Source organism: Roseateles saccharophilus (assembly GCF_031458095.1).
Classification (GTDB): domain Bacteria; phylum Pseudomonadota; class Gammaproteobacteria; order Burkholderiales; family Burkholderiaceae_C; genus Pelomonas; species Pelomonas saccharophila_A.
The window spans coordinates 2,259,321-2,283,466 of the sequence record NZ_JAVDXU010000001.1; the positions used below are offsets into that span (position 1 = coordinate 2,259,321).

Here is a 24,146-nt window from a genome sequence, read left to right on the forward strand (position 1 = left end):
TAGCCATGCCCTCCCGCAAGTCTGTCTCCGCCGCGACCGAAGCCCCACAGCCGACGTTCACGATCACCGAACTCGCTGCCGAGTTCGACATCACGCCGCGCGCCATCCGCTTCTACGAGGACATGGGCCTGCTCGAGCCCGGCCGCAAGGGGCGCAACCGCGTCTACACGCCGCGCGACCGCACCCGCCTGAAGCTGACGCTGCGCGGCAAGCGCCTGGGCCTGGCCCTGCAGGAGATCAAGCAGCTGGTCGACATGTACGACAGCCAGGCCAGCGCCGCGCCCCAGTTGCGTGCCTTCCTCACCATCCTGGCCCAGCACCGCGAGCAGCTCGAGCAGCAGCGCCATGACATCGAGGTCACGTTGGCCGAGATCCAGCAGCACGAGAAGCGCTGCCGTTCCCTGCTCAGCCAAGCGTGACGCTTTGCCGGAAAAGCCCCGCGCGTGCGTTGCGTGAGGGGCAAACCCCGCTGACGTCTTTCTCAAGCCTGTCTAGAGTCCGCCGCTCGGACCCCGTCCGGCATGTCTTTGTGGAGCTGTCATGACACTCGGACCGCGCCCCGCCCTGGCGCTCGCCCTGCCCGCCATCGCGGGCGCCCTGCTGATGCTGGCCCAGGCGGCCAGTGCCCAACAAGATGCGCCCAAGGCCGAAAGCCTGGAACGTGCGCAGAAGGCCGCCGACGCCGTCTTCCACTGGATCAAGCTCAACGCCGACAAGGGTGCAAGTCGCGACAAGCCCGCCGCCGCACCAGCGCCCGCACCCGCCCCCGTCGCACGCAAGCCGGCGCCGGCCCCGGTGACCGCCGCCGCGCCCAAGCCCGCAGCGGTTGCGAACGCAGCGCCCGCGCCCGTGCCGGCCGCCCCGGCACCGACCGCGGTCGCCGCCGCACCGCAGGCAGCACCCGAGCCCGAACCCGAACTCGAGCGCGCTCCCGTGGTGCTCGCCTCCGCGGCCCCCACGCCCGCCCCGGCTGCCCCCATGGCCGCCGCGGCCCGCGCAGCCGAGCCCCCGCCCAAGCCGGCCGAGGAGGAGGTGGAGGAGCCGCTGCGGCTGCTGGCCAAGGTCGAGCCGACCATCCCGCGCCAGTTGCAGCAGGGCAGCTTCCGCACCGGCTTCGCCCAGGTTCAGTTCACGGTGGGGCCTGACGGCTCCGTCCAGCAGGCCTCGGTCATCAAGGCCAGCCACAGCCGCCTCGGCACCGCCGCCGTGGATGCCGTCAAGCAATGGCGCTTCGCGCCCATCCGCAAAGCACGGGAAGCGGCCGTCGAAGTCGCCTTCAAGGGCGACACCGACTGATATCAGGTTCGGATGTCTCCGGCTTGACGCTGAGCCGGGACGCAGGGATGCTGTGGATGAGCCGTTAGAAGTCCTGCGGCCACCATAAGGGAGTCCCCATGTCCATCCGTCTGCTCGCCCGCGCCGTCGCGGGCATTGGTCTTTGTGCGTCCGCCCTCGTGGCATCCGCCGCCGGGCCCTACTCCAGTCTTGTCGTCTTTGGCGACAGCCTCTCCGACAGTGGCAACAACGCCTTCCTGCTGACGCAGGCCTATGGCGGCCTGCCGCCGGTGGACATCACGGGTGACGGCTACTACAGCAAGATCCCGTCGACGGCAGGCACCTATACCAACGGTGCGGTCTGGACGCAGTACTTCGCCCAGTCGCTGGGCCTGCCCCTGGCGCCTTCGCTGACCGGCGGCACCAACTTCGCCTTCGGCGGTGCGCAGACCGGTGTCGACGGCCACGAGACGCCTCAGCTGCCGGGCTTCCCGTACAGCATGAACACCCAGCTAGGCATGTATCTGGGCGCCACCGGCAACCACGCCGATCCGAACGCCCTCTACGTCGTGGCGGGCGGCGGCAACAACATCCGTGAAGCGCTTGAGGCGATCCAGCAGGGCGCCGATCCGGCCACGACGGTGCAGGCCACCGTGGCCGGCTATGCCGCCGACATGGCCGGCATCGTGGGCAGCCTCAAGCTGGCGGGTGCCCAGCACGTGCTGGTGATGAACACGCCCAACTTCGGCCTCACGCCGCTGGCCAATGCCATGGGCGTCAGCGCCGATGCCTCGGCCCTCAGCTTCGCGATGGACTCCGCCCTCGCCAGCGCGCTGTCGGGCAGCGGCGCCCTGGTCTTCGACATGTATGGCTTCATGACAAATGCCGTCGACAACGCCCCTCAGCTGGGCTTCAGCAACTGGACCAACGCCTGCGGCGCGACCGGCAGCAGCTGCGACCTCAGCACCGCCCTGTTCTGGGACGGCATCCACCCGACGACGCTGGCCCACCAGCAGCTCGCCGCCGCCGTGTTCGCGGTGGCCGTGCCCGAGCCCGACATCGCGGCGCTGTTCGCCGTCGGCCTCGTCGTCGTCGCGCTAGGGCGCCGGCGTCGGGCAGGTCTCCAGCAAGGCTGACATCGCCTCCAGAAACACCCGGGTGCGCAGCGGCATCAGCCGCCGCTCCGGGAAGACGGCCCAGCAACTCGAGCCGGGCAGGCTCCAGTCCGGCAGCAGGCGCTGCAGCCGGCCCAACTCGACCGCATCTCTGACGATGAGGCGGTCGATGCCGGCGATGCCGACGCCGCTTTGTGCCAGCTGGGCCAGCAGGCTGGGTGCGTTGGCCAGCGTGCGCTGGGCCGGCCGGGCCAGATAGGGCTCGGCCCCTTCGCGCTGCAGCCGCCAGGGCACGGGCTCGCCGGTGCGGCTGAGCAGCATCAGCCCGTGCATCTGGTCCAGGGCCTGGGGCAGCAGGGGCTCGCCGACGCGGGCCAGATAGCCCGGCGAGGCATACAGGCCCCAGTGCGTCGTCGCCAGCCTGCGCGCCGTGAGCTGGCTTTCCTCGTCCAGCATGCCCATGCGGATGGCGAGGTCGAAACCCTCGCCGATGATGTCCACGCGACGCGGCGTCAGGTCCAGCTCCAAAGACACCTCGGGGTACTGGATCGCGAACTCGGCCAGCATGCCCGCCGCGACGGTCTGGGCGAAATCCGCCGGCATGCTGACCCGCAGCCGGCCGCTGGGCTTGCGCTGGCGATGCAGGGCCAGGGCCAGGGCGCCATCCACCTCGGCCGCGACGACGCGTGCATGCTCCAACACGCCGGCGCCAAAGTCCGTCAGCGCCAGCTTGCGCGTCGTGCGCTGCAACAGCTTCTCGCCCAGCCGCGCCTCCAGCGCCGCGATGCGCCGCGACACCGTGCTCTTGGGCCAGTGCACCCGCTCTGCGGCGCGGCTGAAGCTGCCGGCGTCCATGACACGGGCAAACAGCAGCAGGTCATCGGCATCGGATTCCATCTGTATTGCTCCACCATTCGTCGCGGCCGTGACGCGTGAAATTTGCGGGCCGAGCGCCGGGCCGCTCCCCAGCCGGCCCGCCTTGGGCGATGTGCTTGCCGGTCAATCCGGCAAGCATCGCCATCCCCTCGGGGGATCGGCCAAGGTAACCCTTGGACGAGGGGCGACGTTCCATCAACGGAACAATCTTATGCAAATTGGCGACTTCCGGTGCTCGGACAGCAATCCTAGAGTTCATCCCATCGCAACCGACCCCGTACCGGAGCCCCAGATGAACATCCTGCAAATCAATGCCAGCGCCCGCCGTGCCACCGATGACCAAGGTTCGGTCTCCACCCGCCTGGCCAATGAGCTGACCGCCGGCCTGCGCGCCACCAACCCCGTCGCCACCCTGACCGTGCGCGATCTGACGCTGACGCCCCAACCCGTGCTCGACGAGATCGCCCTGGGCGCCCTGTTCACGCCGGCCGACCAGCGCACGCCCGAGCAGGCTGCCCGCGTCGCCCTGGACGATGCGCTGATCGCCGAACTGCAGGCCGCCGACACCGTCGTCATCGGCGTGCCCATGTACAACTTCAACGTCACCGCCCAGTTCAAGAACTGGATCGACGCCGTGGCCCGCGCCGGCGTCACCTTCAAGTACACCGAGAAGGGCCCCGTCGGCCTGCTGACCGGCAAGAAGGTCTTCATCGTCACCAGCCGCGGCGGCATCCACCGCGACCAGCCCAGCGACCAGATGACGCCCTATCTGCGCACCGTGCTGGCCTTCCTGGGCATGACCGACGTCGAGTTCGTCTACGCGGAAGGCATGGCCTTCGCGGCCGAACAAGGCCTGGCCAACGCCCGCGCACAAATCTCTGAACTTCTGACCGCCTGATTGAAGAACTAGGAACCGCCATGAGCACCGTCGCTACTTCCCTTGTTACCCAACCGCGCGAGGTCGAACGCCTTGTCGCCGGTCAGCCGACCAGCGACGGTGCCGGCGTCAAGCTCAACCGTGTGCTGACGCAGAACCTGCAGAAGCGCCTGGACCCCTTCCTGATGCTGGACGCCTTCGGCACGGACAACCCCGACGACTACCTCGCCGGTTTCCCCGATCACCCGCACCGCGGCTTCGAGACCATCACCTACATGCTCAACGGCCGCATGCGCCACCGCGACTCGGCCGGACATGAAGGCCTGATCAGCGATGGCGGCGTGCAATGGATGACGGCCGGCCGCGGCGTCATCCACAGCGAAACGCCCGAGCAGAACGCGGGCCGCATGGCCGGCTTCCAGCTCTGGCTCAACCTCGCTGCCAAGGACAAGATGCGCGAGCCCTGGTATCGCGATGTCGCCAGCCACGAGGTGCCCGAGTTCGAGCGCGACTGCGTGAAGGCCCGTGTCATCGCCGGCGCCAGCCACGGTGTCGAGGGCGCCGTGCAGCGCGACAACACCGAGCCGTTGTACCTGGACCTGCATTTCGCGCCGGGCGCCCGCTTCGAGCAGGCCCTGCCGCCGGAGTTCAACGCCTTCGTCTACGTCTACGAGGGCGGGCTGAAGTTCCAGACCGGCTGCCAGGTGCTGTCGGGTCGCATGGCCATACTCGCCAACACGCCGGGCAGCGACGGCGTGCGCCTGCAGGCCGGCGAGGCGCCGACCCGTGCTCTGCTGATTGCCGGCAAGCCGCTGGGCGAGCCCATCGCGCAGTACGGCCCCTTCGTCATGAACACCGAGGCCGAGCTGGTGCAGGCGGTGCGCGACTTCCAGGCCGGCAGACTGGCATAGCCGAAACCCCTCGCCCACCCTCGCTTCGCTGAACGCGAGCGAGTCCGGTCGGTCCCTCGAGGGGACGGCGATGCTTGCGGCGTCGAGCCGCAAGCACATCGCCAACCGGGCCGGCTAGGGAGCGGCCCGTCGCTCGGCCCGAATACTCGAATTCGTGCGGCATAGTCCGCTGGCATGGATCGTCTGCAAGCCATGGAAGTCTTTGTCGCCGTCGTTGACAGCGGCGGCTTCGCCAGCGCAGCGCGCAAGCTGGACCTCTCCGCCCCGGTCGTCACACGCGCCGTGGCCGAGCTGGAAGAGCGCCTCGGCCTGCGCCTGCTGACGCGCACCACCCGTGCCGTGCGCGTGACCGAGGCCGGCGCCCGCTACGCCGAGGATTGCCGGCGCATCCTTGCCGACATCAGCGACTCCGAGGCCGCCACCAGCGGCAGCCGCAGCCAGCTCAAGGGCCTGCTCAGCGTCACGGCGCCGGTGCTGTTCGGCAATCTGCACGTGACGCCCATCGTCACCGACTATCTGCGCCGCTACCCCGACGTCGACGCGCAATGCGTCTTCGTCGACCGCGTCGTCAACCTCGTCGACGAAGGCCTGGACGTGGCCGTGCGCATCGGCGAGCTGCCGGACTCCTCGCTGCGCGCTGCGCGTGTCGGCCAGGTGCGGCGGATGCTGGTAGCCTCGCCCGACTATCTCGCCGCACATGGCTGCCCGCAGCGTCCGGACGACCTGGGAGGGCATCTGCTCATCCAGCCCACCCAGGTCGCGCCCTACCCCGAGTGGCGCTTTTCCGAGGGCGACAAGCCGCTGGTGCAGCGCATCCGCCCACGGCTGCGCACGACGACCAACGACGCGACCCGCTCCTTTGCATTGGCGGGCCTGGGCATTGCACGCCTCATCAGCTACCAGGTGGCGGATGCCCTGAGGAGTGGCGCCTTGCTGCCGCTGCTGGAAGAGTTCGAGCTGCCGCCGGTGCCCGTGCACGTCGTGCATCACGAGGGCCGGCATGCGACGCAGAAGGTGCGCGCCTTCGTCGACCTCGCGGTGGACACCCTGCGCGCCAACCCCGCCCTGCGTTAGAGGTTCTGCGGCGCCCAGTCGCGAAAACGCCAGCGCAGCGGCAGCGCATCGCGCAACCACCAGCCCTCGTCGAGATGGAAGCGCCAGGCGCGTTCGGCATTCGCGAGCCCGGCCAGCTCGGGGCCATCCCAGACGATCTCCGCGCGCCCCGTCAGCGTCAGCAGGTCGCCACTCTCGAAGTCGATGAAGAGCAGGCCGGCGCGGCCGTGGAGCTGCAGATTGCCCAGGGTCATGAACATGCGGTTGCCGGAGTAGTCCGGCACCAGCAGCGTGCGGGCGTCCTCCTGCACGACGAAGCCCGCCGGACCGCCGCGATGCGACACGTCCGCGCCTGCCTTGCCCGCATGCGTGGCGACGAACAAGGTGTCGGCGGCGGCGATGAACCAGGCCGTGTCGCCATCCAGGCTGTCCACGCGCTCGATGGCACGCGGCCGCGTGTCCGCCGCGTCGCGAACCCATTCATATTCGCGACCCTGGATGTATTGCGGGCAGTTGCCGACGGTCTGCTTCACGCGCAGGCGCAGCCCCTCATCGCCGACCTCCTGCAGTTCACCGTTGACGCGATTGCGCCGCCGCGTGTGCAACTCGATCCCCAGCAGGCCCAGCGGCGCGCCCGCCGTCATGCCGGCCGCGGCCGGGTCGCCCGGGATGGGCTTGGCATCGAAAATGAGGTGCCAGGCATCCGGCGCCTGCACAAAGCCCGGCCGCCCCACCAGCACGGTGGCCCACGGTCGGCCCGCCTCGTCCACGCTGCCGGCCAGCATCAGCGGCAGTTGCTCGTAGAAGCGCTGGTGCTGCTCGGGCATGTGGTCGCGCACGACCTTGCGGCCGATCTCGTCCATGCGCTCAGCCACGCCGAGGCGGGCTTGCACGGCGACTTCGCCGGCGTGGAAGGGGGCGGCGTCCATGGTGGTCAGACTGCAGCGCGCAGGCCGGCGGCAGTGGTCTTGAAGGGAACGAAGCCCGGCAGCGCTTCAACGCGGCCAAGCCACGCGCGCAAGGCCGGATAGGGCGCCAGGTCCACGTTGCCCTCGGGGGCGTTGACGATATAGCTGTAGCCGGCGATATCGGCCAGCGTCGCATGATCACCGACGAGGAAAGGGCGGCGGGCCAGTTCGCCCTCCATGACCTTGAACAGGCCATGGGCGCGGGCGATGACCTCGTCGGCATTGAAGGGCGCGCCGAACACCGTGACGAGACGGGCCGCCGCCGGTCCGTAGGCGATCAGGCTGGACGCCACCGACAACCAGCCCTGCACCGCGGCGCGGCCGGCGGGGTCCTGCGGCAGCCAGCGCCCGGTGGCGTCGTACTTGCTCGCCAGGTAGACCAGGATGGCCGTGCTGTCCCAGACAGGGTGGCCGTCGTCCTCCAGCAGCGGCAGCTGGCCGAAGGGGTGGCGGGCGACGAACTCGGGGGTCTTGTGCGCCCGGGCCGCCAGGTCGACGTCGACCAGCTCGTGCGGCAGGCCCAGCAGGGACAGGGCGAGTTCGGCGCGATGGGCGTGGCCGGACAGGGCGTGGCGGTAAAGCTTGAGGGTCATGCGAGGCTCCTTGGCAATCAACGCCGCCCACTGTGCCCAGCCAAGGGCGATGGAGAAACCACGCGCGCCGCAAGTCATTCTTTCCACGGCTGGCAAGATTGGGGCGATGAACGAACGCCGCCACAGCCCCGCCGCCGAACGCAACGGCCCACCCATCCTCGCGGCCCTGCAGCGCCTGCTGCCGCCGCAAGGTGTGCTGCTGGAGATCGCCAGCGGCACGGGCCAGCACGCGGCCTTCCTCAGCGCCGGCCTGCCGGGCTGGCAATGGCAGCCCAGCGACTTCGAGCCCGCCGCCCTCCCGTCGATCGCGGCCTGGTGCGAAGGCCTGGAGCGCGTGCACGCGCCGATCACGCTGAATGTGCTGGATGACGTCTGGGCCGTGCCGGCACAGCTCGACGCGATCTACTGCGCCAACATGATCCACATCGCGCCCTGGGCCTGCACCGCCGGGCTGATGCAGGGCGCCGCACGGCATCTGACGCCCGAGGGCCTGCTCATCACCTACGGTCCCTACATCCTCGATAACGTGCCCACGGCGCCGAGCAACCTCGCCTTCGACGCCGACCTGCGCGAACGCAACCCGGCCTGGGGCATTCGCCGCCTGGCCGACGTGGTGGCCGCGGCCGGCAACGCCGGTCTTTGCCTGCGCGAAACCCTGGGCATGCCGGCCAACAATATGCTGCTGGCCTGGGCGCGCGCGCCTGCCGCCTGACTCTCTTTCCCCGACATGCTTCTTGGACTCCTGGTGCTCGCCGGCCTCTGGGCCGGCCTGCAGAACTCGCTCGCCGGTGGCGGCTCCTTCGTCACCTTGCCGGCACTGATCCTGTCGGGCATGTCGCCGCTGGCCGCCAACATCACGTCGACGGTGGCCCTGTTCCCGGGCCAGCTCAGCTCGGGCTGGGCGGGCCGGCGCCTCGTCGTCGGCACGGGCAATCTGTCCTTCCGCGCTCTCGTCATCATCAGCCTGCTCGGCGGTGCCGTCGGCGCCTGGCTGCTGCTGAATACGCCGTCCTCGGTGTTCGCGCGTCTGGTGCCCTGGCTGGTGCTGTTCGCCACCAGTGTGTTCGCCTGGGGCAGCTTCCTGCGCAAGCCGGTGGCGGAGGATCACCACCTCAGCGCCCGCGCAACGGCCGCGATGCAATTCCTCATCGCCATCTACGGCGGCTACTTCGGCGGTGGCATCGGCTTTCTGATGCTGGCGGCGCTGACGGTGGCGGGCATGCCGACACGCAACGCCGGCGCGACCAAGAACGTGCTGGCCGGCGTCATGAACGCCTCGGCGGTGGCCCTGTTCGTGCTGTCGCCCGAAGTGCACTGGCTGCAGGCCGTCGTGCTCGGCAGCAGCGCCATCGTCGGCGGCCTGGCCGGTGCCTGGGCCCTGCATCACGTCAACGAGAAGGCCCTGCGCATCGCCATCGTCGTGCTGGGCGTGGCGTTGACGATAGGCCTCTTCCTGCGGCCGATTTAGGCCAGCCCGGCGGCCAGATGGTCGCCAAAGGCCTTGACCTTGCCCGACAGCCGCCGCTGCGGCGGGCTGACGAGCTGCATGGGCAAGGCCTGGCCCTGCCAGTGCGGCATGGCCAATTCCATCTCGCCGCTGGCCAGCTCCTTCTCCACCAGCCAGTGCGGCGCATAGGCCAGGCCCATGCCGGCCAGCACGGCCTCGCGCACAGCCTCGCCGCTGTTGGTGCGCAGGCTGCCCGACACGCGCACGCTGACGAGGCTGCCTGGCGGCGCATCGGCACCGGGCCCCGCCTCGAAGCTCCAGGTCGGCCCGGTGCGCAGCTCGCTGTAGACGATGCAGTCGTGCTGCTGCAGGGCCTGCGGGTTGGATGGCGGCGCGATGCCGAGTTGCTCGAAATAGCCGCGCCGCGCCACGACCGCTCGGCGCACGGTGCCGATGCGCCGCGCCACCAGGCCGGAGTCCGGTTGATCGCCGATGCGCACCGCGATGTCTATGCCCTGCTCGACCAGGTCGATGAAGCCGTCGTTCAGGCGCAGGTCGATCTTCACGCCCGGGTGGGCGGCCATGAAGCTCTGCACCAGCGGCATCAGCTTCAAGCGCCCGAAGCTGCCCGAGGCCGCGACGCGCAGCCAGCCCTGCAGCCGATGCTCGCCCGCGCGCAGCTCGCTCTCGGCCTCGGCAATCTCCGCCACCAGCCGCCGCGCCTGCTCCACATAGCGCTCGCCCGCCTCGGTGAGCTTCAACGCCCGCGTGCTGCGTGCCAGCAGTTGGGCGCCCAGGGCCTTTTCCAGCGCCGCCACCTGCTTGCTGACGGCGCTCTGCGTGCTGCCCAGCTCGCGTGCCGCGGCCGAGAAGCTGCCCAGCTCGACGACCCGCACCAGGGTCTGCATGGACTGCAAACGATCTGCCATGAAGAACTTTCAGTCTTGACTGGAATAAATCTTAGGCAGACAGACCGTCTTCTGCATTGAGGGGGCAGCAATCACAGTGAGTTCACTCAACCACTGGAGCTTTTGCTCATGACTGCCTCTTCTTCTCCCATCGTCCTCATCACCGGCGCCCTGACGGGCATCGGCCGCGCCACCGCCCTCGCCTTCGCCAGAGAAGGCTCAGTTGTCGTCGTCAGCGGCCGCCGTGAAGCCGAAGGCCAGGCCCTGGCCGCCGAACTGCAGACCCAGGGCGCAAAAGCGGCGACCTTCATCCGCGCCGATGTGCGCCACGAAGCCGAGGTGCGCTCGCTGGTCGAGCAGACCGTCGAGCGCTTCGGTCGCCTGGATGTGGCCGTCAACAACGCCGGCACCGAGGGCACGAACGGCCCGATCGCCGAGCAGAGCGCCGACAACTACGACGCCATCTTCGACACCAATGTGCGCGGCGTGCTGTTCTCGCTGAAGCACCAGATGCGCGTCATGCTGGCCCAGCGCAGCGGCGCCATCGTCAACCTGTCGTCGGTGGCCGGGCAGATCGGCTTTGCCGGCGCCTCGGTGTATGTCGCCAGCAAGCATGCCGTCGAAGGCCTGACCAAGAGCGCGGCGCTGGAAGGCGCGGCGGCCGGCGTGCGTGTCAACGCGGTCGCACCCGGCCCCATCCAGACCGACATGCTGGAACGCTTTGTCGGCCGCAGCGAAGACGCCAAGGCCGGCATGCGCGCCGGCAACCCGGCGCAGCGCTTCGGCACCGTCGACGAGATCGCCCAGACCATCGTCTTCCTGGCCGGCGACAAGGCGCGCTATCTGACCGGGCAGTCGCTGGCGGTGGATGGAGGAATGACGGCGCAATGATGTCAGCGCCGGCTCGCGGCGGCCAGGGGCCGACCGCGGGCACGGCCTGGCTTCAGGTGCAACGGCAAGCCGGTTGGCAGGCGCAGTTCGGACCGCAGGCGCAGCCGGCAGCGGCTGTCGCGGCGGCTTGTTGGGCCGCCGGCGGCTGGCAGCCGCAGGAGCAAGAGGCGCCGGGGCAGTTGGCGCAGTTGCAGGCAGGGGTGGTGGGGGTTTGCATGGCGGGCTCCGTGAGAGTTGACAGGGTTGCGGACCGGTTGGTCCGTGGAAAGAATTCTGTTCACCCCACGCCTTGCCGGCTTGAACGAAACGGCTGACTTGCGCAACCGTGGCGCCAGGCGTCGGGCGCCTGTGAACACGCCAGGAGCGGTTCAGTCCTTGCGCCCCGCCCCCAGATACGTCTCGATGACACGAGGATCCGCCGCCAGCTGATCCGCCGGCCCGCTGAGCCCAAACTCCCCCGTCTCCAGCACATGCCCGTGGTCGGCCACGCGCAGGGCCGCGCGGGCGTTCTGCTCGACGAGCAGGATGCTGACGCCGGTGGCGCGCAGGTCTTCGACGATGGTGAAGATCTCACGCACGATGAGCGGCGCCAGGCCCAGGCTGGGCTCGTCCAGCATCAGCAGCTTGGGTTGGCCCATCAGCGCGCGGCCCAGGGCCAGCATCTGGCGTTCGCCGCCGGACAGCGTGCCCGCCGCCTGCGCGCGGCGCTCCTGCAGGCGCGGGAAGCGGGCGTAGACGCTCTCGAGCCCATCGCGCCAGCGCTTGTCGCCCAGCTTCCTGGGCCGCCAGCCACCGAGCAGCAGGTTGTCCTCGACCGTCATGGTGCCGAACAGCTCGCGCTTCTCGGGCACCAGCGCAAGGCCGGCAAGCACGCGCTCTTCCAGCGTCAGCCTGGCAATGTCTTCACCGGCGAAGCGCAGCGTGCGGCTGCGCGACGGGATCAGCCCCATCAGCGCGCCCAGCAGCGTCGACTTGCCCGCGCCGTTCGGGCCGATGACGGTGACGACGCTTTTTTCCTGCGCAGCAAAGCTCAGGCCGTGCAGCACCTCGGCGCGGCCATAGCCGGCATGCAGATCGCTCACTTCCAGCAACGCACTCATTCGTCCGCTCCCAGATAGGCGGCGCGCACCGCGGGGCTGGCCTGAACCTCGGCCGGCGTGCCGTCCATCAGATAGCGGCCGAATTCCATGACGACGATGCGGTCGGTCAGCTTCATGACGAAGTCCATGTCGTGCTCGACGAGCAGCAGCGACAGGCCCTCGGCCTTCAACTGCTTCAGCACCTCGGCCAGGGCCTCCTTCTCCTTGTGGCGCAGGCCGGCGGCGGGTTCGTCCAGCAGCAGCAGCGAAGGATCGCTGGCCAGCGCGCGGGCGATCTCGACCAGGCGTTGCGGGCCCAGGGCCAGGTTGCCGGCCAGCTCATGGGCCTGCTCGGCCAGGCCGACGCGGCGCAGCTGGCGCAGGGCCTCGGCACGGGCCTGGGCCTCCTCGGCCTTGTCCAGGCGCAGCATGGCGCGCAGCGTGCCGCTGCGGGTGCGCAGATAAGTACCCAGGGCGACGTTCTCCAGCACCGTCATGTCGGGCACCAGCTTCACATGCTGGAAAGTGCGGGACAGGCCCCCGCGCGCGATGTCGCGGCTCTCGCGGCCGTCAACGCGCTGGCCCAGCAGCTCGACCTCGCCGCTGGTCAGTGGCAGCACGCCGGAGACGAGATTGAAGGTCGTGCTCTTGCCCGCGCCGTTGGGGCCGATGAGGCCGACGATGTCGCCGGCGCGGATGGCGAAGCTGATGTCGTTGACGGCGACGAGGCCGCCAAAGGTCTTCCTGATCTTGCGCACATCCAGCAGCGCGGCACCGGGCTCAGGATGGCTGCGAGAACTCAGGCGCGGCGCGTTTTCGTCGACGGCACGCGGGCCGGGCGCCGGCAACCAGCGCGCGATCAGCGGCCACAGGCCGTCGGGCGCAAAGCGCAGCACCAGCACCAGCACGACGCCAAAGACGATGATCTCGTAGTTGCCCGAGCCACCGAAGACCAGCGGCAGCCAGACCTTGAGCTGGTCCTCGGCCAGCTTGACGAGGGCCGCACCGGTGAAGGCGCCGCCCACCGTGCCGATGCCGCCCAGCACGGCCATGAAGAGGTATTCGATGCCGAACTTGATGCCGAAGGGCGAGGGGTTCACGCTGCGCTGCATGTGGGCATACAGCCAGCCCGACACCGACGCCAGCAGCGCCGCGACGACAAACATGATGAGCTTGTAGCGGAAGGTGCTCGCGCCCATGGCCTCGGGCATGGTGGAGCCGCCGCCGCGGTTGGTGTTCAGCGCCCGCATGATGCGGCCCGGCCGCGAATCCAGCAGCCGCGTGACGCCCAGGGCCGCGAGCAGGGCCGCCAACCAGATCAGCAGATAGATGCGGCGCTCGCTCTGGAAGCTGAAATCACCCAGGGTGATGGCGGGCAGGCCCAGCAGGCCGTCGTATTTGCCCAGGGCATCGAGGTTGCCGATCAGGTAGTACAGCGCCAGGCACCAGCAGATGGTGGCCAGCGGCAGGTAGTGGCCCGACATGCGCAGCGTCAGCACGCCGATGACCAGGGCCAGCCCCAGCGTGATGGCGAGGCCCGCCACCAGCCCCAGCCAGGGCGACAGGCCCATGGCATTGCACAGATAGCCGGTGGCGTAGGCGCCCACGCCAGCGAATGCGGCCTGGCCGAAGGAGGTCAGGCCACCGACACCGGTCAGCAGCACCAGGCCAAGCACGACGAGGGAGAACAGGCCGATGTAGTTGAGCTGGGTGATCCAGAAGTCCGGCACGGGTGCGAAGGGCAGCACCAGCAGCAGGACGGCGGCAGCGATCGAAAGATGCGTGCGGTTCATCGTCTAGTGCTCCTCGTGATGCGGGTCCACGAAAGACCGCCAGAGGAGGACGGGCAGGATCACCGTGAAGACGATGACCTCCTTGAAGGCGCTGGCCCAGAAGCTGCCGAAGCTCTCGATGAGGCCGACGCCGAGGGCGCCCGCGAGCGCCATCGGGAAGCTGGCCAGGCCGCCGAAGACCGCGGCGACGAAGCCCTTCAGGCCGATCAGGAAGCCGGTGTCGTAATAGATGGTGGTCGACGGTGAGATGAGCAGCCCGGACAGCGCGCCGATGAAGGCCGCCATCGTGAAGGTCTGGCTGCCGGCGGCGTCGCCCGAGATGCCCATCAGCCGCGCGCCGGTGCGGTTGACCGATGTGGCTCTCAGGGCCTTGCCGGTCAAGGTGCGCTCGAAGAAGACGAACAGCGCCACGATGAGGGCGATGGAGGCGCCGAAGATGATCAGCGTCTGCCCCGTCAGGCTCAGCGGGCCGACGTCGAAGCGCGCGTCCCAGAAGGCCGGCGTGCGATAGCCCTCGGCGCCGAAGAACACCAGGCCCACGCCGGTCAGCGCGAAGTGCACGCCGACGGAGACGATGAGCAGGGTCAGCACGCTGGCGCCGGACAGGGCGCGATAGGCCAGGCGGTAGAGCAGCGGACCCATCGCAGTGACGATGGCCAAAGTCAACAGCACCTGTATCCACAGCGCCGGCTGACTCGGCGCCCACATCGGCATCACGACGGCCATGCCGATCGGGAAGCTCAGCGTCTCCACCATTCCGAAGGCGATCTTGGCCATCGCACGCCGCTCGCGCAGCCCCTGCACCACATCCAGCACGGCAGCCGCGATAGCCATCATCAGCAACAGCCACACCGTCCCCGGGACCTTGCCCATCTGCAGGGCCGCCAGCGTCAGCGCGCCGAAGGCGACGAACTCGCCCTGGGGAATGAAGATGACGCGGGTGACCGAGAACACCAGCACCAGGGCCAGGGCGACAAGGGCGTAGATGGCCCCGTTGGTCAGGCCGTCGAGGCCGAGGATGGCGGCGATGGTGAGGTCCATGGCGGCAGGGTCGTGAAGGCCCGCCCATGGTATCGGCGATTTACCGACCGAACGGTCGGGAAATCACTCAGAACGCCGACCTGCCGTCAGTCGCCGGGCTTTTCGGCCGGCGCTTTCGGCGTCCTGCCCAGCGTCCAGCGGCCGCCACCGGTCAGCTTCAGCACATGGCGGTGGAAGCCCGCCACGGCGGCGCGGTGGGCGATGCTGATCATCGTCGTGCCGCGCTCGCGCAGGCGCTCATACAGCCGCTTCTGGTTGGCGTCGTCCAGGGCGCTGGTGGCCTCGTCCAGGATGGCCACGCGCGGCGCATGAACCAGCAGGCGGGCAAAGGCCAGGCGCTGCTGCTCGCCGCCGCTGAGCAGCTTCTCCCAGTCCTCGCTGCGATCCAGGCCGCTGTCGCCCTCGGCCAGATGGCGCAGCTGCACCTCGTCGAGGATCTTCAGCAGGGCCTCATCGTCCAGTTCGCTCTGGGTGCTCGGGTAGATCAACTGGCTGCGCAGGCTGCCGGCCTGCAGATAGGGCCGCTGCGGCAGGAAGAAGACGTCTTCGCGCGGCGGATGCGAGACCTGGCCGCTGCCCTGCGTCCACAAGCCGGCGATGGCGCGCAGCAAGGAACTCTTGCCGGTGCCGCTGGCCCCGGTGATGAGCAGCGAGCCGCCCTTGGGCACGCGCAGGTTGAGCTTCTCGACCAGCACGCGCTCGCTGCCCGGCGCATGCACGGTCAGGTCCCTGATGTCCAGCTCGCTGCCTTCCTCGCGGGCAATGCCGGCCTCGGGCGGCGCAGCATCCAGCACCTCGGCCATGGCATGCAGGCGGTCGATGCCGGCGACGAAGCGGGACAGGCTTTCGAAGTTGTCGATGATGAGGGACACCGCCCCCAGCACGGCCGCGAAGGCACCGCCGGCCTGCACGGCCTGCCCCACCTCGAGCCGCCCGCCCAGCACGTCGGCCGCCAGCACGACGGCGGGTACCAGCAGGCTGACCTGGCTGAAGCCGCGCTGGAAGAGATTGAGGGCGAACTGGGCGCGGATGAGTTTGCGCGTGTTCAGCAGGGCCGCGCGCAGGCGTTGCTGCAGCTGGTGGCGCTCCTGCTCTTCGCCGCCGTAGAAGGCAATCGATTCAGCGTTCTCGCGTACCCGCATCAGCCGGAAGCGGAAATCGGCCTCGCGCTTGAGCTGCCAGTAGTTCAGCCGGATCAGCGGCCGGCCGAACAGACCGAGGGACAGCAGGGTGCCGGCCAGCGCATAGACGACGAGGAAGCCCACCAGCATGTGCGACAGCGACCACAGCACCGCGCTGAAGGCCACCAGCTGCATCAGCGAGCCCAGCAGGATGAGCAGGAAGTGCAGGGAACGGCCGGTGAAGGTGTTGACGTCCTCGGCAATGCGCTGGTCGGGGTTGTCGATCTCGTCAGCGGCGAGGTGGAAATAGCGCCGCTCGCGCAAGTAGCCATCCAGAAAGCGCTGGGTCAGCCAGCGCCGCCAGTCATTGGCATAGGCGTCGCGGGCGTAGTAGTAGGTGGCGAAGACGGGCACAGCGAAGGCGATCACCCACAGCATGGCGCGCACCGCGGCCCAGAAGCGGTCCTCGTCGCGCGCGGCCAGTGCCGAGGTCAGCTCGCCGGTCTGGTTGTTCAGCAGCACGGCGAGCTGGGTGTCGGCCAGCATCAGTACGACGATGCCAGCCAGGAAGGTCCAGGCCCAGACGCGCCTATCGCCCACCCAATAGGGCTTGGCCACGGTCAGGAAGCGTTGCAGCGCGGAGACGGAGGCGGCCATGAGGGGAGCTGTGAGTTGTGCATCAAGGCTAGCGATGGCGTCGTGGCGTCCCTGTCGGACGGCATGCCGCGGCGGGCAAAGCAAAGGCGCCCTCGTGAGGGCGCCTTGGCGTGAGAGGAATCGACGTCAGCCGTTGCGCGTGACGACGAGCTGGTTGTTGACCTGCTTGACGCCGTCGACCGCCGAGGCCAGCGTGGTGGCGCGCTCGCGCGACTGCGCATCGGGCGCCTGGCCCGACAGCGTCACCTGGCCGTCGCGGGTGTCCACATTGATCTGCGTGGCCTTGAGCTTGTCGTCCACGGCCAGGGCGGCATTGACCTTGGCGGTGATATTCAGGTCCGACGACACGCGGGCCGTCGCATCGGCCGCCTCGCGCGCCGACATGCGGGCGTCGGCCATCAGCTCGCGGCCCTCGCGCTTGGCCGCGGTCGTCGCGTTGTCCACGCGCTGGCCGGCGCTCAGCTCATCGTCGGGCTGCTGCCTGCTGCAGGCACCCAGGGCCGCGGCCAAGGCGAGGGCGGCCAGCAGGGGCAGGCGGGTGGGGGTATGGGGGTGTTTCATCGGGCGTCCTTTCCGGTGCAAGGCCTTGAGGGCCGGTCTTGCTACTTTGGGCGCCCACCCGCGTGCTGCACTTCGGTCCAGGCGCCGATCGCCTGTCGGACCGGACCGACAGGACCGGACCGACAGGACCGGGCGTCAGCCGGTGTCCTACAGGCCTGGGGGCCGCCGTCCCACGTCATCGGCCGTTGCGGGCCGCCAGCATGGGCCCCATGAAAGTCGCCGTCACCCTTGCCGGCGCCGTCGTGCTGGTCGTCGTTGCCGTTGTGGGCATGGACCTGGCCGGTTGGCCTGGCCTCGCGCCCCGGCTTGCCGCCCAGGCCGAACGCGGACTGGACATGGACGCCGGCGCCCGGCTCCATCTGCTCTGGAAGCCTCGCCTGGAGGCGCCACGGCTGCGCGTCAGCGGCACCCACGGCGAACCGCTGGCGGACGCCAAGGACGTGCTGTTGAACTGGCAATGGGGCGACATCTGGGCCTGGCGCCGCGGTGCACCGTTGCGGTTGCGCCTGGTGCAGGCCGATTCGCTGTCGCTGAACTGGCAGCGCGACGCCGCCGGCCACACGGCCTGGCCGGTGCAGCCGTCGGGCGCCCCTGACGAACCGGCCGAGATGCCGCAGATCGATCACCTCGTCGTCCGCCACGGCACGGCCCAGCTGGACGACGCGCCGCTGCTGCTGCTCGCTGACGCCCGCTTCGCCACCCAGGCCGACGGCCGCTGGACGGCCGACCTGAAGGGCAAGCTGCGCGGCCAGCAGCTCGCCCTGAAGGCGGAGGCCGGCGCCGGGCTGGCCTTGCTGGCACCCGCCGAGGCCGGCCTGCCGCCCGTCAAGCTGCGCGCCGAACTGACGCAACGCGATGGCCGCATTGCCTTCGACGGCACGGCCGCCTCACTGCTGGATGCACGTTCCCTGGACGGGCAGCTGCAGGTGCGCGGCAACTCCCTGGCCGACGTCGGCCGGCCCTTCGGCATCACCCTGCCCAGCACGCCGCCGCTGGAGCTGTCGGGGCGGCTGCAGCACGCCTCGGGAGTCTGGCAGTTGGGCAACGCGAAGGCCCGGGTCGGCCGCAGCCAACTGGCGGGCGACTTCAGCTACGACATGCGCCAGAAGCGCCCCCTGCTCAGCGGCATGCTGCGCGGCGGTCCGCTGCGCCTGGCCGATCTGGGCCCGGCCGTCGGCACCGACGCCACGCCCAGCCGGCCGGGCCGGGTGTTGCCCGACCGGCCGCTGGACCTGCCGTCGCTGAACACCATGGATGCCCGTGTCGCCGTCGCCCTGAACCAGCTCGACCTCAACACGCCCAAACTCGCGCCACTGGCGCCCGTCAACACCAGCGTCGTGCTGGAAGGCGGCGTGCTGACGCTGGAACACTTCAATGCCGGCATGGCCGGTGGCGAGCTGGCCGGGTCGCTGCGGCTGGACACCCACCCCAGCCCGCCGCAATGGCAGGTGCATGCCGACATGCGCGGCGTGGCCATCGAACAGTGGCTCAAGTTCGAAGCCAAGAGCCTGAGCGCCCACCCCGTGACGGGGCGGCTGCGCGCCGACGTCGATGTGCAGGGCCGGGGCCGCAGCACCGCCGAGCTGCTGGGCAGCCTGAACGGGCCGGTGCGCCTGCAGCTCGACAAGGGCAGCATCTCGCACCTGCTGACCGAGGCGACGGGGCTGGACCTGGCCCAGGGCCTGGGCGTGCTGCTGCGCGGCGACAAGAACCTCGAGCTGAACTGCGCGCGCGTGGACGGCAGCTTCAAGGCCGGCACGCTCAGGCCGCGCTCGGCCGTCATCGACAACCGCGACAGCCGCATCGACATCGACGGCCGCATCAGCCTCGGCGATGAGACCCTGGACCTGCGCGTCGTCGCCAAGCCCAAGGACTTCTCGCTGCTGACGCTGCGCTCGCCGGTGCGCGTACAGGGCACGCTCGCCGATCCGCGCATCGCCCTGGAGGGCAAAGCCCTGGGCGGCAAAGCCATCGCCGCCATCGCCCTGGGCGCGTTGGCTCCGCCGGCCGCCCTGCTGGCCTTCGTCGATCCCGGCGAAGACCTGCCGCCCGTGAGTTGCGACGGCCCGGCGCCTGCGCCGCGCGCCGATGCGGCCAGGCCGGCTGTAACCGCGTCGGCGCCTTCCTACCCGGCCGCGCGGCGGGGGCCGGCACCCCGCCGCCAGGGCCAGCCCTAGATTAGCCATGCCAACAGCCCAAGGAGAAACCTCATGCTGCGTTACGCCATCATCTTTTTCGTCGTCGCCCTCGTGGCGGCCCTGTTTGGCTTTGGCGGCATCGCCGCCAGCGCCGCGGGCATTGCCCAACTGCTGTTCTACGGCTTCATCATCCTGGCCATCATCAGCCTGGTGGTGGGACTGATCCGAAGGTAGCGATCGATGCAAAGCAAGGCGGCCCTGGTGATTCAGGGCCGCCTTATTCATTTGCCGATGAGTCCGGTTCAGCGGCCGCGGTGGGGTTGTTCGTGAACCGCATCCAGGAATTCGCGCAAGGTGCCGGTGCACGGCCCCTGCGGGCAAAGGAACAGGCCCTCGGCCTCGGCCGGCACATCGGCCGGGAAGCCCAGCGTCCCCAGCGAATTCATCGCATCTCCGCACAGGGCCACGGTGCGGCCGCAGCGCCAAGCCATCTTCAACAGGGCCTGCAGCTTGGCGCAGCCGGTGGGTGCCGCCCAGGCGTCGGAATTCAGCACGATGAGGCCGTCGGCCCAGTCGGCCTCGACGGGCGGCTCGCCGAACTCGTCGTCCAGCCGCCAGTCCAACCGGTGCACGCGCCTGTCCTGGGCCAGCACCTGCAGATCGTCCTCGCTGGCCTGCATCACGTCGGCGGTGCCGACCACGCAAATCAGCACGTCGGCCGCCTCGGACGAAGCGGTCTGGAGTTCGGGCGGGCAATCCGAGATCGCATTCATGGCGCAGCTCCGCAGTTGAGGATGCTGCAACTCTCGCGCCGCCACCCTGCGCCTGTCGTGAGCTTGCGGCTCGACGCCGTGTAGGACAGGGCCTAGGGAGAGAGGTGCCGCTCCACCATGTCGTCGACGTTGTCCGCCAGCCGGGCCAGCAGGCCGCCCAGCACCTCCACTTCCGCGGCGCTGAAGCCCTGCAGGGCCTCGGTCCCGAGGGCCTGCATGACGCTCTTGGCCTTGGGCATGCGCTCGGTGCAGGCCGCCGTCAATGAAATGAGGCGGCTGCGGCCGTCCTCGGGGTCGGGCAGGCGCTCGACCAGCCCGTCTCTTTCCATGCGGTTGAGCAGTTGGGCCATGCTGGGCTGCTCCACATGGGCCAGGCGGGCCAGCTCGGCCTGGGAGCGCGGCTGGCCGTCCTTCAGCGCCATCAGCACCGGCAGCTGGCCGAGGGCGAAGCCCTGGTCGCGCAGCAATTGGTCGGCCAAGCGCTGGAAGGCGCGGTGCACATGGCCGATCAACTTCAGCGGCGGCATGGAGGGACGGGACTCGGACATGGCGGCTCGCGACGAAACCTCGGAAAAGACCGTTGAACGGCCATTGACTTTACATAGGCCCCTATCTTAATATGAATAGGAGCCTATTCAATTCCACCGCCCTGCTGCCATGTCTGGGCCGCTGCCTTGAGGACACTGCAGCGGCCCCCTCGCCGTCTGCCTAACGAGCCCATCCCATGCCCGAAGCCACCGCTGCCGCCACCGCCCCGCCCCCCGCCTTCACCCCCTACCAGCGCTTCGCCACCGGCCTGCTGACCCTGCTGCAGTTCGCCGTCATCCTGGACTTCATGATCATGTCGCCGCTGGGCGCGATGATCATGCCGGCCATGTCCATGTCGGCCCAGCAGTTCGGCCTGGTCGTGTCGGCCTATGCCTTCAGTGCCGGCATCTCCGGCATCCTGACCGCCGGCTTCGCCGACCGCTTCGACCGCAAGAAGCTGCTGCTGTTCTTCTATGGCGGCTTCCTGCTCGGCACGCTGTGGTGCGGCCTGGCCACCAGCTTCGAGTCGCTGTTGCTCGCCCGCATCGTCACCGGCCTGTTCGGCGGCGTCATCGGCTCCGTCGTCATGGCCATCGCGGCCGACCTCTTCGAGCCGGCCCTGCGCGGCCGCGTCATGGGCCTGCTGCAAGGCGGCTTCGCCGCCAGCCAGGTGCTGGGCCTGCCCTTCGGCCTCTTCCTGGCCACGCATTGGGACTGGCATGCGCCCTTCCTGGCCCTGGTGGCCTTCGGCGTCGTCGGCGGCGGGCTGATCGCCTGGCGCATGCAGCCGGTGGACGCCCACCTGAAGCTGCAGAACGACCGCAGCGCCTTCGCCCATCTGTGGCACACCGTGGCCGTGAAGCGCCATCTGCATGCCTTCCTGATCACAGCCCTGCTGACGACGGGCGGCTTCATGATCATGCCGTTTGCCAGCGCCTTCTCGGTGAACAACGTCGGCATCGACCTGAAGCACCTGCCCATCGTCTACCTCGTCACCGGCATCAGCACGATGTTCGTCGCGCCGCTGGTGGGCCGGCTCACCGACCGCTTCAGCCCGTTGCCGGTGTTCCTGGTGGGCAGCACCCTCACCATCGCCATGGTGGCCATCTACACGCGGCTGGGCACGTCGTCGCTGACGACGCTGGTGGTCGTCAACGTCATCCTGTTCGCCGGCATCTTCTCGCGCATGGTGCCCTGGCAAGTCGTGGTGGCCGGCATCCCGGCGCCCGAGCAGCGCGGCGCCTTCACGGCCATCAATGCGGCCCTTCAGCAATTGGCCGGCGGCCTCGCCGCCCTGGTGTCCGGCCATATCGTGACCATCGCCGCGGACGGCAAGCTGGAGCATTTCCCCTGGGTGGGCAATGTGTTGATAGCCACGACGCTGATCGTCTGCGTGCTGCTGTGGCAGCTGCAGAAGACCTCGCCTAAGAGAAGTCCACGGTGACGAGCAGGCCGCGGCCTTCGGGGCCGGCGTCCAGGCGGATGCTGGCGCCGTTGCGCGCCGCCGCCCGCTCCGCAATCGCCAGCCCCAGGCCGCTGCCGCTCTGGGCCTGGCCGGGGATGCGGTAGAAGCGCTCGAAGACACGCTGGCGCAGGCCTTCGGCGATGCCGGGGCCCTGGTCGCTGAAGCTCAAGCGACAGCCCCCGCCCTCTCGCGGCATCAGCCGCACCGCGATGCGGCCGTTCTCGGGCGAGTACTTGATGGCGTTGCTGATCAGGTTGTCCACCAGGGCCCAGACCGTCTCCTGGTGCAGGGGTCGCTCGCAGGGCGAGTCGGCATGGAAGTCGATGTCGATGCCGCGCTGCACGGCCAGCGGCGCGGCGGCGGCCAGGCGATCACGCACCAAAGTCTCCAGAGCCAGCACCGGCAGGGCTTCCTCCGCGTCCGAGCGCGCCCTCTCCAGCGACAGCAGCTGCTGCACCAGATGGTTGGCCCGCGCCACGCCATCGCGCAAGCCCGCGCTGACCTCGGCATGGCGCTGCGCGTCACCATTGGGGCTCTGCAGCAGATGGGCATTGATCTGGATGGCCGCCAGCGGCGTCTTCAGCTCATGGGCGGCATCGGACAGGAACTCATGCTCATGCTCGATGCGCCGCCTCAAGCGCGCCATCAGGTGGTTGATGGCCGTGACCAGCGGCGACAGCTCGCGATAGCTCGTGTCCGGCAGCGGCGTCAGGTCCTGGGCCGAGCGGTTCTCGATGGCCGAGGCAAAGGCACGCAGCGGTTTCAGGCCCATGCCGATGATGAACCAGGCCGGCAGCAGCAGCAGGGGCAGGCTGAAGATGGTGGAGCGCAGCAGGAAGCTGACGCCCGAGAAGCTCAGCATCCAGCGGTCGTCCACCTCGTGGCTGCGCTCGACGACGAGGCCGCTGGCCGCGTCGCGCTCCACCGCCTGCACCCAGGCATTGCCCTCGTGCTCGGTACCGGGCAGGGGCAAGGCCTCGGGCAGGGCCGGCTTGGAGTTGTAGACCAGCGCGCCGCGCTGCCAGACCCGCACGCGCACCTGGGAGTGGTAGTCGAGCTGGCGGAACATCTCGGCGCGCACCGCCTCCAGGGCCTCGGCGGCCTGGCGCAGGCGCTGGGGTTGATCGCCGATGTCGGCCAGGTGCATCAGCAGCTCGCGCGCATGGGCCGAATTCTCGCTGGCCGTGCGCGAGCGCTGCGTCTCGCGGGCCTCCCAGGCCACGTAGAGAAAGCCACCCAGGGCGACGAACAGGGTGACGGCACTGAAGCCGAACAGCAGGCGCCGGAACAGCGACGACTGCTCAGCCTGCACGGTCGCTCTGCATCATGTAGCCGACGCCGCGCACGGTGCGGATATGGCCGTCGCCGATCTTCTTGCGCAGATTGGAGATGTGCACGTCCAGCGTCGCGCCGTCGCTGAAGGGCAGCACGCGGCGCTCCAACTCGGCCCGAGTCAGCACGCGGTCGCTCTGCTTCATCAGCGTCAAGAGCAGCGCGTATTCGGTCTTGGACAGGGTGATGGCCGCGCCGTCCAGCGTCACCCGCATGCGCTTTTCCTCCAGCGCCAGGTTGCCGAAGTTCCAAAGCGCCTCGGCCTCGCCATGAGCGCCGCTGCGGCGCAGGATGGCGCGCAGCCGCACCAGCAGCTCGGGGATCTCGAAGGGCTTGATGAGGTAGTCGTCGGCGCCGTTGTCGAAGCCCTTGAGCCTGTCCTGCAGGCCGTCACGCGCCGTGATGATGAGGACGGGCACGGTCAGGCCGGCCACTCGCAGGCGCTTGAGCAGCTCGTTGCCGTCGCCGTCAGGCAAGCCGAGGTCGAGCAGCACGGCGTCGAAGTCCTCGGCCCGCAGCCGCTCGACGGCGTCATGGGCCATGCGCACCCACACCACCTCGTGGCCCTCGTCCTTGAACACCGTCAGCAGGGCCTGGCCGATGTTGAGGTCGTCTTCGATCAGATAGATCTTCACGCCAAGAAGTCTAGCGGCGCATGCCCTGAATGTGGCTTGGGCGAAACGCGCAGGCTCCGGCGAAAACGGCCGAGAACCCCGATGGATAAAGGGAAAACGGCCAATCTTC

25 protein-coding genes are annotated in these 24,146 nt (G+C 69.3%); 12 read left to right on the forward strand and 13 right to left on the reverse strand.

Features of this window, described 5'->3' with window-relative positions; translation table 11 throughout:
• Nucleotides 1-5 precede the first annotated feature (5 nt).
• The 3 genes from J2X20_RS10270 to J2X20_RS10280 all read left to right on the forward strand — a co-directional run bounded on the left by J2X20_RS10270 (nucleotide 6) and on the right by J2X20_RS10280 (nucleotide 2,411).
• Nucleotides 6-419: a MerR family transcriptional regulator gene (locus J2X20_RS10270; RefSeq protein ID WP_310264064.1), complete on the forward strand. Its 414-nt coding sequence runs from the start codon at nucleotides 6-8 to the stop codon at nucleotides 417-419.
• A gap of 121 nt (nucleotides 420-540) precedes the next feature.
• Nucleotides 541-1,296: a TonB family protein gene (locus J2X20_RS10275; protein ID WP_310264065.1), complete on the forward strand. Its 756-nt coding sequence runs from the start codon at nucleotides 541-543 to the stop codon at nucleotides 1,294-1,296.
• A gap of 98 nt (nucleotides 1,297-1,394) precedes the next feature.
• Nucleotides 1,395-2,411, forward strand: a complete 1,017-nt coding sequence (locus J2X20_RS10280; RefSeq protein ID WP_310264068.1) for an SGNH/GDSL hydrolase family protein — start codon at nucleotides 1,395-1,397, stop codon at nucleotides 2,409-2,411.
• On the opposite strand, the gene J2X20_RS10285 is transcribed toward J2X20_RS10280, so the two are convergent.
• Nucleotides 2,373-3,287, reverse strand: a complete 915-nt coding sequence (locus J2X20_RS10285; protein ID WP_310264071.1) for a LysR family transcriptional regulator — start codon at nucleotides 3,285-3,287, stop codon at nucleotides 2,373-2,375. The two genes, J2X20_RS10280 and J2X20_RS10285, sit on opposite strands and share 39 nt — an antisense overlap.
• A 271-nt stretch (nucleotides 3,288-3,558) precedes the next feature.
• Between J2X20_RS10285 and J2X20_RS10290 the strand changes: the two genes are divergently transcribed.
• The 3 genes from J2X20_RS10290 (at nucleotide 3,559) to J2X20_RS10300 (ending at nucleotide 6,128) form a co-directional block, all read left to right on the forward strand.
• Entirely contained in the window at nucleotides 3,559-4,164 is a 606-nt protein-coding gene (locus J2X20_RS10290) for an FMN-dependent NADH-azoreductase (protein ID WP_310264074.1), read from the forward strand.
• 20 nt (nucleotides 4,165-4,184) lie between these two features.
• Nucleotides 4,185-5,054: a pirin family protein gene (locus J2X20_RS10295; RefSeq protein WP_310264077.1), complete on the forward strand. Its 870-nt coding sequence runs from the start codon at nucleotides 4,185-4,187 to the stop codon at nucleotides 5,052-5,054.
• A 174-nt stretch (nucleotides 5,055-5,228) separates the two neighbouring features.
• Nucleotides 5,229-6,128: a LysR family transcriptional regulator gene (locus J2X20_RS10300; RefSeq protein ID WP_310264080.1), complete on the forward strand. Its 900-nt coding sequence runs from the start codon at nucleotides 5,229-5,231 to the stop codon at nucleotides 6,126-6,128.
• Here the strand turns inward: J2X20_RS10300 and J2X20_RS10305 are convergent.
• Both J2X20_RS10305 and J2X20_RS10310 read right to left on the reverse strand, forming a co-directional pair.
• Nucleotides 6,125-7,036 carry a pyridoxamine 5'-phosphate oxidase family protein gene (locus J2X20_RS10305; protein WP_310264083.1) on the reverse strand — a complete coding sequence of 304 codons (912 nt, stop codon included), beginning with the start codon at nucleotides 7,034-7,036 and terminating at the stop codon, nucleotides 6,125-6,127. The two genes, J2X20_RS10300 and J2X20_RS10305, sit on opposite strands and share 4 nt — an antisense overlap.
• Nucleotides 7,037-7,041: 5 nt before the next feature.
• Nucleotides 7,042-7,668 carry a glutathione S-transferase family protein gene (locus J2X20_RS10310; protein ID WP_310264087.1) on the reverse strand — a complete coding sequence of 209 codons (627 nt, stop codon included), beginning with the start codon at nucleotides 7,666-7,668 and terminating at the stop codon, nucleotides 7,042-7,044.
• 106 nt (nucleotides 7,669-7,774) lie between these two features.
• On the opposite strand from J2X20_RS10310, the gene J2X20_RS10315 reads away from it, so the two are divergent.
• Nucleotides 7,775-8,380, forward strand: coding sequence for a DUF938 domain-containing protein (locus J2X20_RS10315; RefSeq protein ID WP_310264090.1), 606 nt, complete (start codon nucleotides 7,775-7,777; stop codon nucleotides 8,378-8,380).
• A gap of 15 nt (nucleotides 8,381-8,395) precedes the next feature.
• Nucleotides 8,396-9,136 (forward strand): sulfite exporter TauE/SafE family protein, encoded by a 741-nt coding sequence (locus tag J2X20_RS10320; protein ID WP_310264092.1) that lies wholly within the window; start codon nucleotides 8,396-8,398, stop codon nucleotides 9,134-9,136.
• On the opposite strand, the gene J2X20_RS10325 is transcribed toward J2X20_RS10320, so the two are convergent.
• Nucleotides 9,133-10,044 (reverse strand): LysR family transcriptional regulator, encoded by a 912-nt coding sequence (locus tag J2X20_RS10325; protein WP_310264094.1) that lies wholly within the window; start codon nucleotides 10,042-10,044, stop codon nucleotides 9,133-9,135. The two genes, J2X20_RS10320 and J2X20_RS10325, sit on opposite strands and share 4 nt — an antisense overlap.
• Nucleotides 10,045-10,152: 108 nt before the next feature.
• Here J2X20_RS10325 and J2X20_RS10330 point away from each other — a divergent pair, with 108 nt between their 5' ends.
• Complete coding sequence (locus J2X20_RS10330; protein WP_310264097.1) at nucleotides 10,153-10,914, forward strand: glucose 1-dehydrogenase; 762 nt, start codon at nucleotides 10,153-10,155, stop codon at nucleotides 10,912-10,914.
• 368 nt (nucleotides 10,915-11,282) lie between these two features.
• On the opposite strand, the gene J2X20_RS10335 is transcribed toward J2X20_RS10330, so the two are convergent.
• The 5 genes from J2X20_RS10335 to J2X20_RS10355 form a co-directional block, all read right to left on the reverse strand.
• On the reverse strand, nucleotides 11,283-12,014 hold the full coding sequence (locus tag J2X20_RS10335) for an ABC transporter ATP-binding protein (RefSeq protein WP_310264099.1): 732 nt from the start codon (nucleotides 12,012-12,014) through the stop codon (nucleotides 11,283-11,285).
• The gene (locus J2X20_RS10340) at nucleotides 12,011-13,786 is read right to left on the reverse strand and encodes a branched-chain amino acid ABC transporter ATP-binding protein/permease (RefSeq protein ID WP_310264101.1); all 1,776 of its coding nucleotides are present in this window, start codon (nucleotides 13,784-13,786) and stop codon (nucleotides 12,011-12,013) included. The genes J2X20_RS10335 and J2X20_RS10340 overlap by 4 nt, the downstream gene beginning before the upstream one ends.
• A gap of 3 nt (nucleotides 13,787-13,789) precedes the next feature.
• Nucleotides 13,790-14,827: a branched-chain amino acid ABC transporter permease gene (locus J2X20_RS10345; protein ID WP_310264103.1), complete on the reverse strand. Its 1,038-nt coding sequence runs from the start codon at nucleotides 14,825-14,827 to the stop codon at nucleotides 13,790-13,792.
• Between the two features lie 86 nt (nucleotides 14,828-14,913).
• The gene (locus J2X20_RS10350) at nucleotides 14,914-16,605 is read right to left on the reverse strand and encodes an ABC transporter ATP-binding protein/permease (RefSeq protein WP_310264106.1); all 1,692 of its coding nucleotides are present in this window, start codon (nucleotides 16,603-16,605) and stop codon (nucleotides 14,914-14,916) included.
• Nucleotides 16,606-16,731: 126 nt separating this feature from the next.
• Complete coding sequence (locus tag J2X20_RS10355) at nucleotides 16,732-17,166, reverse strand: BON domain-containing protein (protein WP_310264109.1); 435 nt, start codon at nucleotides 17,164-17,166, stop codon at nucleotides 16,732-16,734.
• Nucleotides 17,167-17,375: 209 nt separating this feature from the next.
• Here J2X20_RS10355 and J2X20_RS10360 point away from each other — a divergent pair, with 209 nt between their 5' ends.
• Both J2X20_RS10360 and J2X20_RS10365 read left to right on the forward strand, forming a co-directional pair.
• The gene (locus J2X20_RS10360; RefSeq protein ID WP_310264111.1) at nucleotides 17,376-19,343 is read left to right on the forward strand and encodes an AsmA family protein; all 1,968 of its coding nucleotides are present in this window, start codon (nucleotides 17,376-17,378) and stop codon (nucleotides 19,341-19,343) included.
• Nucleotides 19,344-19,376: 33 nt separating this feature from the next.
• Nucleotides 19,377-19,538 (forward strand): DUF1328 domain-containing protein, encoded by a 162-nt coding sequence (locus tag J2X20_RS10365; protein ID WP_310264112.1) that lies wholly within the window; start codon nucleotides 19,377-19,379, stop codon nucleotides 19,536-19,538.
• Nucleotides 19,539-19,606: 68 nt separating this feature from the next.
• On the opposite strand, the gene J2X20_RS10370 is transcribed toward J2X20_RS10365, so the two are convergent.
• Both J2X20_RS10370 and J2X20_RS10375 read right to left on the reverse strand, forming a co-directional pair.
• Nucleotides 19,607-20,077, reverse strand: a complete 471-nt coding sequence (locus J2X20_RS10370; protein ID WP_310264115.1) for a hypothetical protein — start codon at nucleotides 20,075-20,077, stop codon at nucleotides 19,607-19,609.
• Nucleotides 20,078-20,169: 92 nt separating this feature from the next.
• Nucleotides 20,170-20,625 carry a MarR family winged helix-turn-helix transcriptional regulator gene (locus tag J2X20_RS10375; RefSeq protein WP_310264118.1) on the reverse strand — a complete coding sequence of 152 codons (456 nt, stop codon included), beginning with the start codon at nucleotides 20,623-20,625 and terminating at the stop codon, nucleotides 20,170-20,172.
• A gap of 176 nt (nucleotides 20,626-20,801) precedes the next feature.
• Between J2X20_RS10375 and J2X20_RS10380 the strand changes: the two genes are divergently transcribed.
• Nucleotides 20,802-22,049: an MFS transporter gene (locus J2X20_RS10380; protein WP_310264121.1), complete on the forward strand. Its 1,248-nt coding sequence runs from the start codon at nucleotides 20,802-20,804 to the stop codon at nucleotides 22,047-22,049.
• Here the strand turns inward: J2X20_RS10380 and J2X20_RS10385 are convergent.
• Complete coding sequence (locus tag J2X20_RS10385) at nucleotides 22,030-23,382, reverse strand: ATP-binding protein (protein ID WP_310264123.1); 1,353 nt, start codon at nucleotides 23,380-23,382, stop codon at nucleotides 22,030-22,032. The genes J2X20_RS10380 and J2X20_RS10385 overlap by 20 nt on opposite strands.
• Nucleotides 23,372-24,037: a response regulator transcription factor gene (locus tag J2X20_RS10390; protein ID WP_310264125.1), complete on the reverse strand. Its 666-nt coding sequence runs from the start codon at nucleotides 24,035-24,037 to the stop codon at nucleotides 23,372-23,374. Before J2X20_RS10390 ends, J2X20_RS10385 begins: the two co-directional genes overlap by 11 nt.
• Nucleotides 24,038-24,146: the final 109 nt, after the last annotated feature.

Excerpts from the sequence above, each read along its gene's own strand:
- J2X20_RS10270 (WP_310264064.1), top strand. The coding sequence starts at position 6 with ATGCCCTCCCGCAAGTCTGTCTCCGCCGCGACCGAAGCCCCACAGCCG.
- J2X20_RS10275 (WP_310264065.1), top strand. The coding sequence starts at position 541 with ATGACACTCGGACCGCGCCCCGCCCTGGCGCTCGCCCTGCCCGCCATC.
- J2X20_RS10280 (WP_310264068.1), top strand. The coding sequence starts at position 1,395 with ATGTCCATCCGTCTGCTCGCCCGCGCCGTCGCGGGCATTGGTCTTTGT.
- J2X20_RS10285 (WP_310264071.1), bottom strand. The coding sequence starts at position 3,287 with ATGGAATCCGATGCCGATGACCTGCTGCTGTTTGCCCGTGTCATGGAC.
- J2X20_RS10290 (WP_310264074.1), top strand. The coding sequence starts at position 3,559 with ATGAACATCCTGCAAATCAATGCCAGCGCCCGCCGTGCCACCGATGAC.
- J2X20_RS10295 (WP_310264077.1), top strand. The coding sequence starts at position 4,185 with ATGAGCACCGTCGCTACTTCCCTTGTTACCCAACCGCGCGAGGTCGAA.
- J2X20_RS10300 (WP_310264080.1), top strand. The coding sequence starts at position 5,229 with ATGGATCGTCTGCAAGCCATGGAAGTCTTTGTCGCCGTCGTTGACAGC.
- J2X20_RS10305 (WP_310264083.1), bottom strand. The coding sequence starts at position 7,036 with ATGGACGCCGCCCCCTTCCACGCCGGCGAAGTCGCCGTGCAAGCCCGC.
- J2X20_RS10310 (WP_310264087.1), bottom strand. The coding sequence starts at position 7,668 with ATGACCCTCAAGCTTTACCGCCACGCCCTGTCCGGCCACGCCCATCGC.
- J2X20_RS10315 (WP_310264090.1), top strand. The coding sequence starts at position 7,775 with ATGAACGAACGCCGCCACAGCCCCGCCGCCGAACGCAACGGCCCACCC.
- J2X20_RS10320 (WP_310264092.1), top strand. The coding sequence starts at position 8,396 with ATGCTTCTTGGACTCCTGGTGCTCGCCGGCCTCTGGGCCGGCCTGCAG.
- J2X20_RS10325 (WP_310264094.1), bottom strand. The coding sequence starts at position 10,044 with ATGGCAGATCGTTTGCAGTCCATGCAGACCCTGGTGCGGGTCGTCGAG.
- J2X20_RS10330 (WP_310264097.1), top strand. The coding sequence starts at position 10,153 with ATGACTGCCTCTTCTTCTCCCATCGTCCTCATCACCGGCGCCCTGACG.
- J2X20_RS10335 (WP_310264099.1), bottom strand. The coding sequence starts at position 12,014 with ATGAGTGCGTTGCTGGAAGTGAGCGATCTGCATGCCGGCTATGGCCGC.
- J2X20_RS10340 (WP_310264101.1), bottom strand. The coding sequence starts at position 13,786 with ATGAACCGCACGCATCTTTCGATCGCTGCCGCCGTCCTGCTGCTGGTG.
- J2X20_RS10345 (WP_310264103.1), bottom strand. The coding sequence starts at position 14,827 with ATGGACCTCACCATCGCCGCCATCCTCGGCCTCGACGGCCTGACCAAC.
- J2X20_RS10350 (WP_310264106.1), bottom strand. The coding sequence starts at position 16,605 with ATGGCCGCCTCCGTCTCCGCGCTGCAACGCTTCCTGACCGTGGCCAAG.
- J2X20_RS10355 (WP_310264109.1), bottom strand. The coding sequence starts at position 17,166 with ATGAAACACCCCCATACCCCCACCCGCCTGCCCCTGCTGGCCGCCCTC.
- J2X20_RS10360 (WP_310264111.1), top strand. The coding sequence starts at position 17,376 with ATGAAAGTCGCCGTCACCCTTGCCGGCGCCGTCGTGCTGGTCGTCGTT.
- J2X20_RS10365 (WP_310264112.1), top strand. The coding sequence starts at position 19,377 with ATGCTGCGTTACGCCATCATCTTTTTCGTCGTCGCCCTCGTGGCGGCC.
- J2X20_RS10370 (WP_310264115.1), bottom strand. The coding sequence starts at position 20,077 with ATGAATGCGATCTCGGATTGCCCGCCCGAACTCCAGACCGCTTCGTCC.
- J2X20_RS10375 (WP_310264118.1), bottom strand. The coding sequence starts at position 20,625 with ATGTCCGAGTCCCGTCCCTCCATGCCGCCGCTGAAGTTGATCGGCCAT.
- J2X20_RS10380 (WP_310264121.1), top strand. The coding sequence starts at position 20,802 with ATGCCCGAAGCCACCGCTGCCGCCACCGCCCCGCCCCCCGCCTTCACC.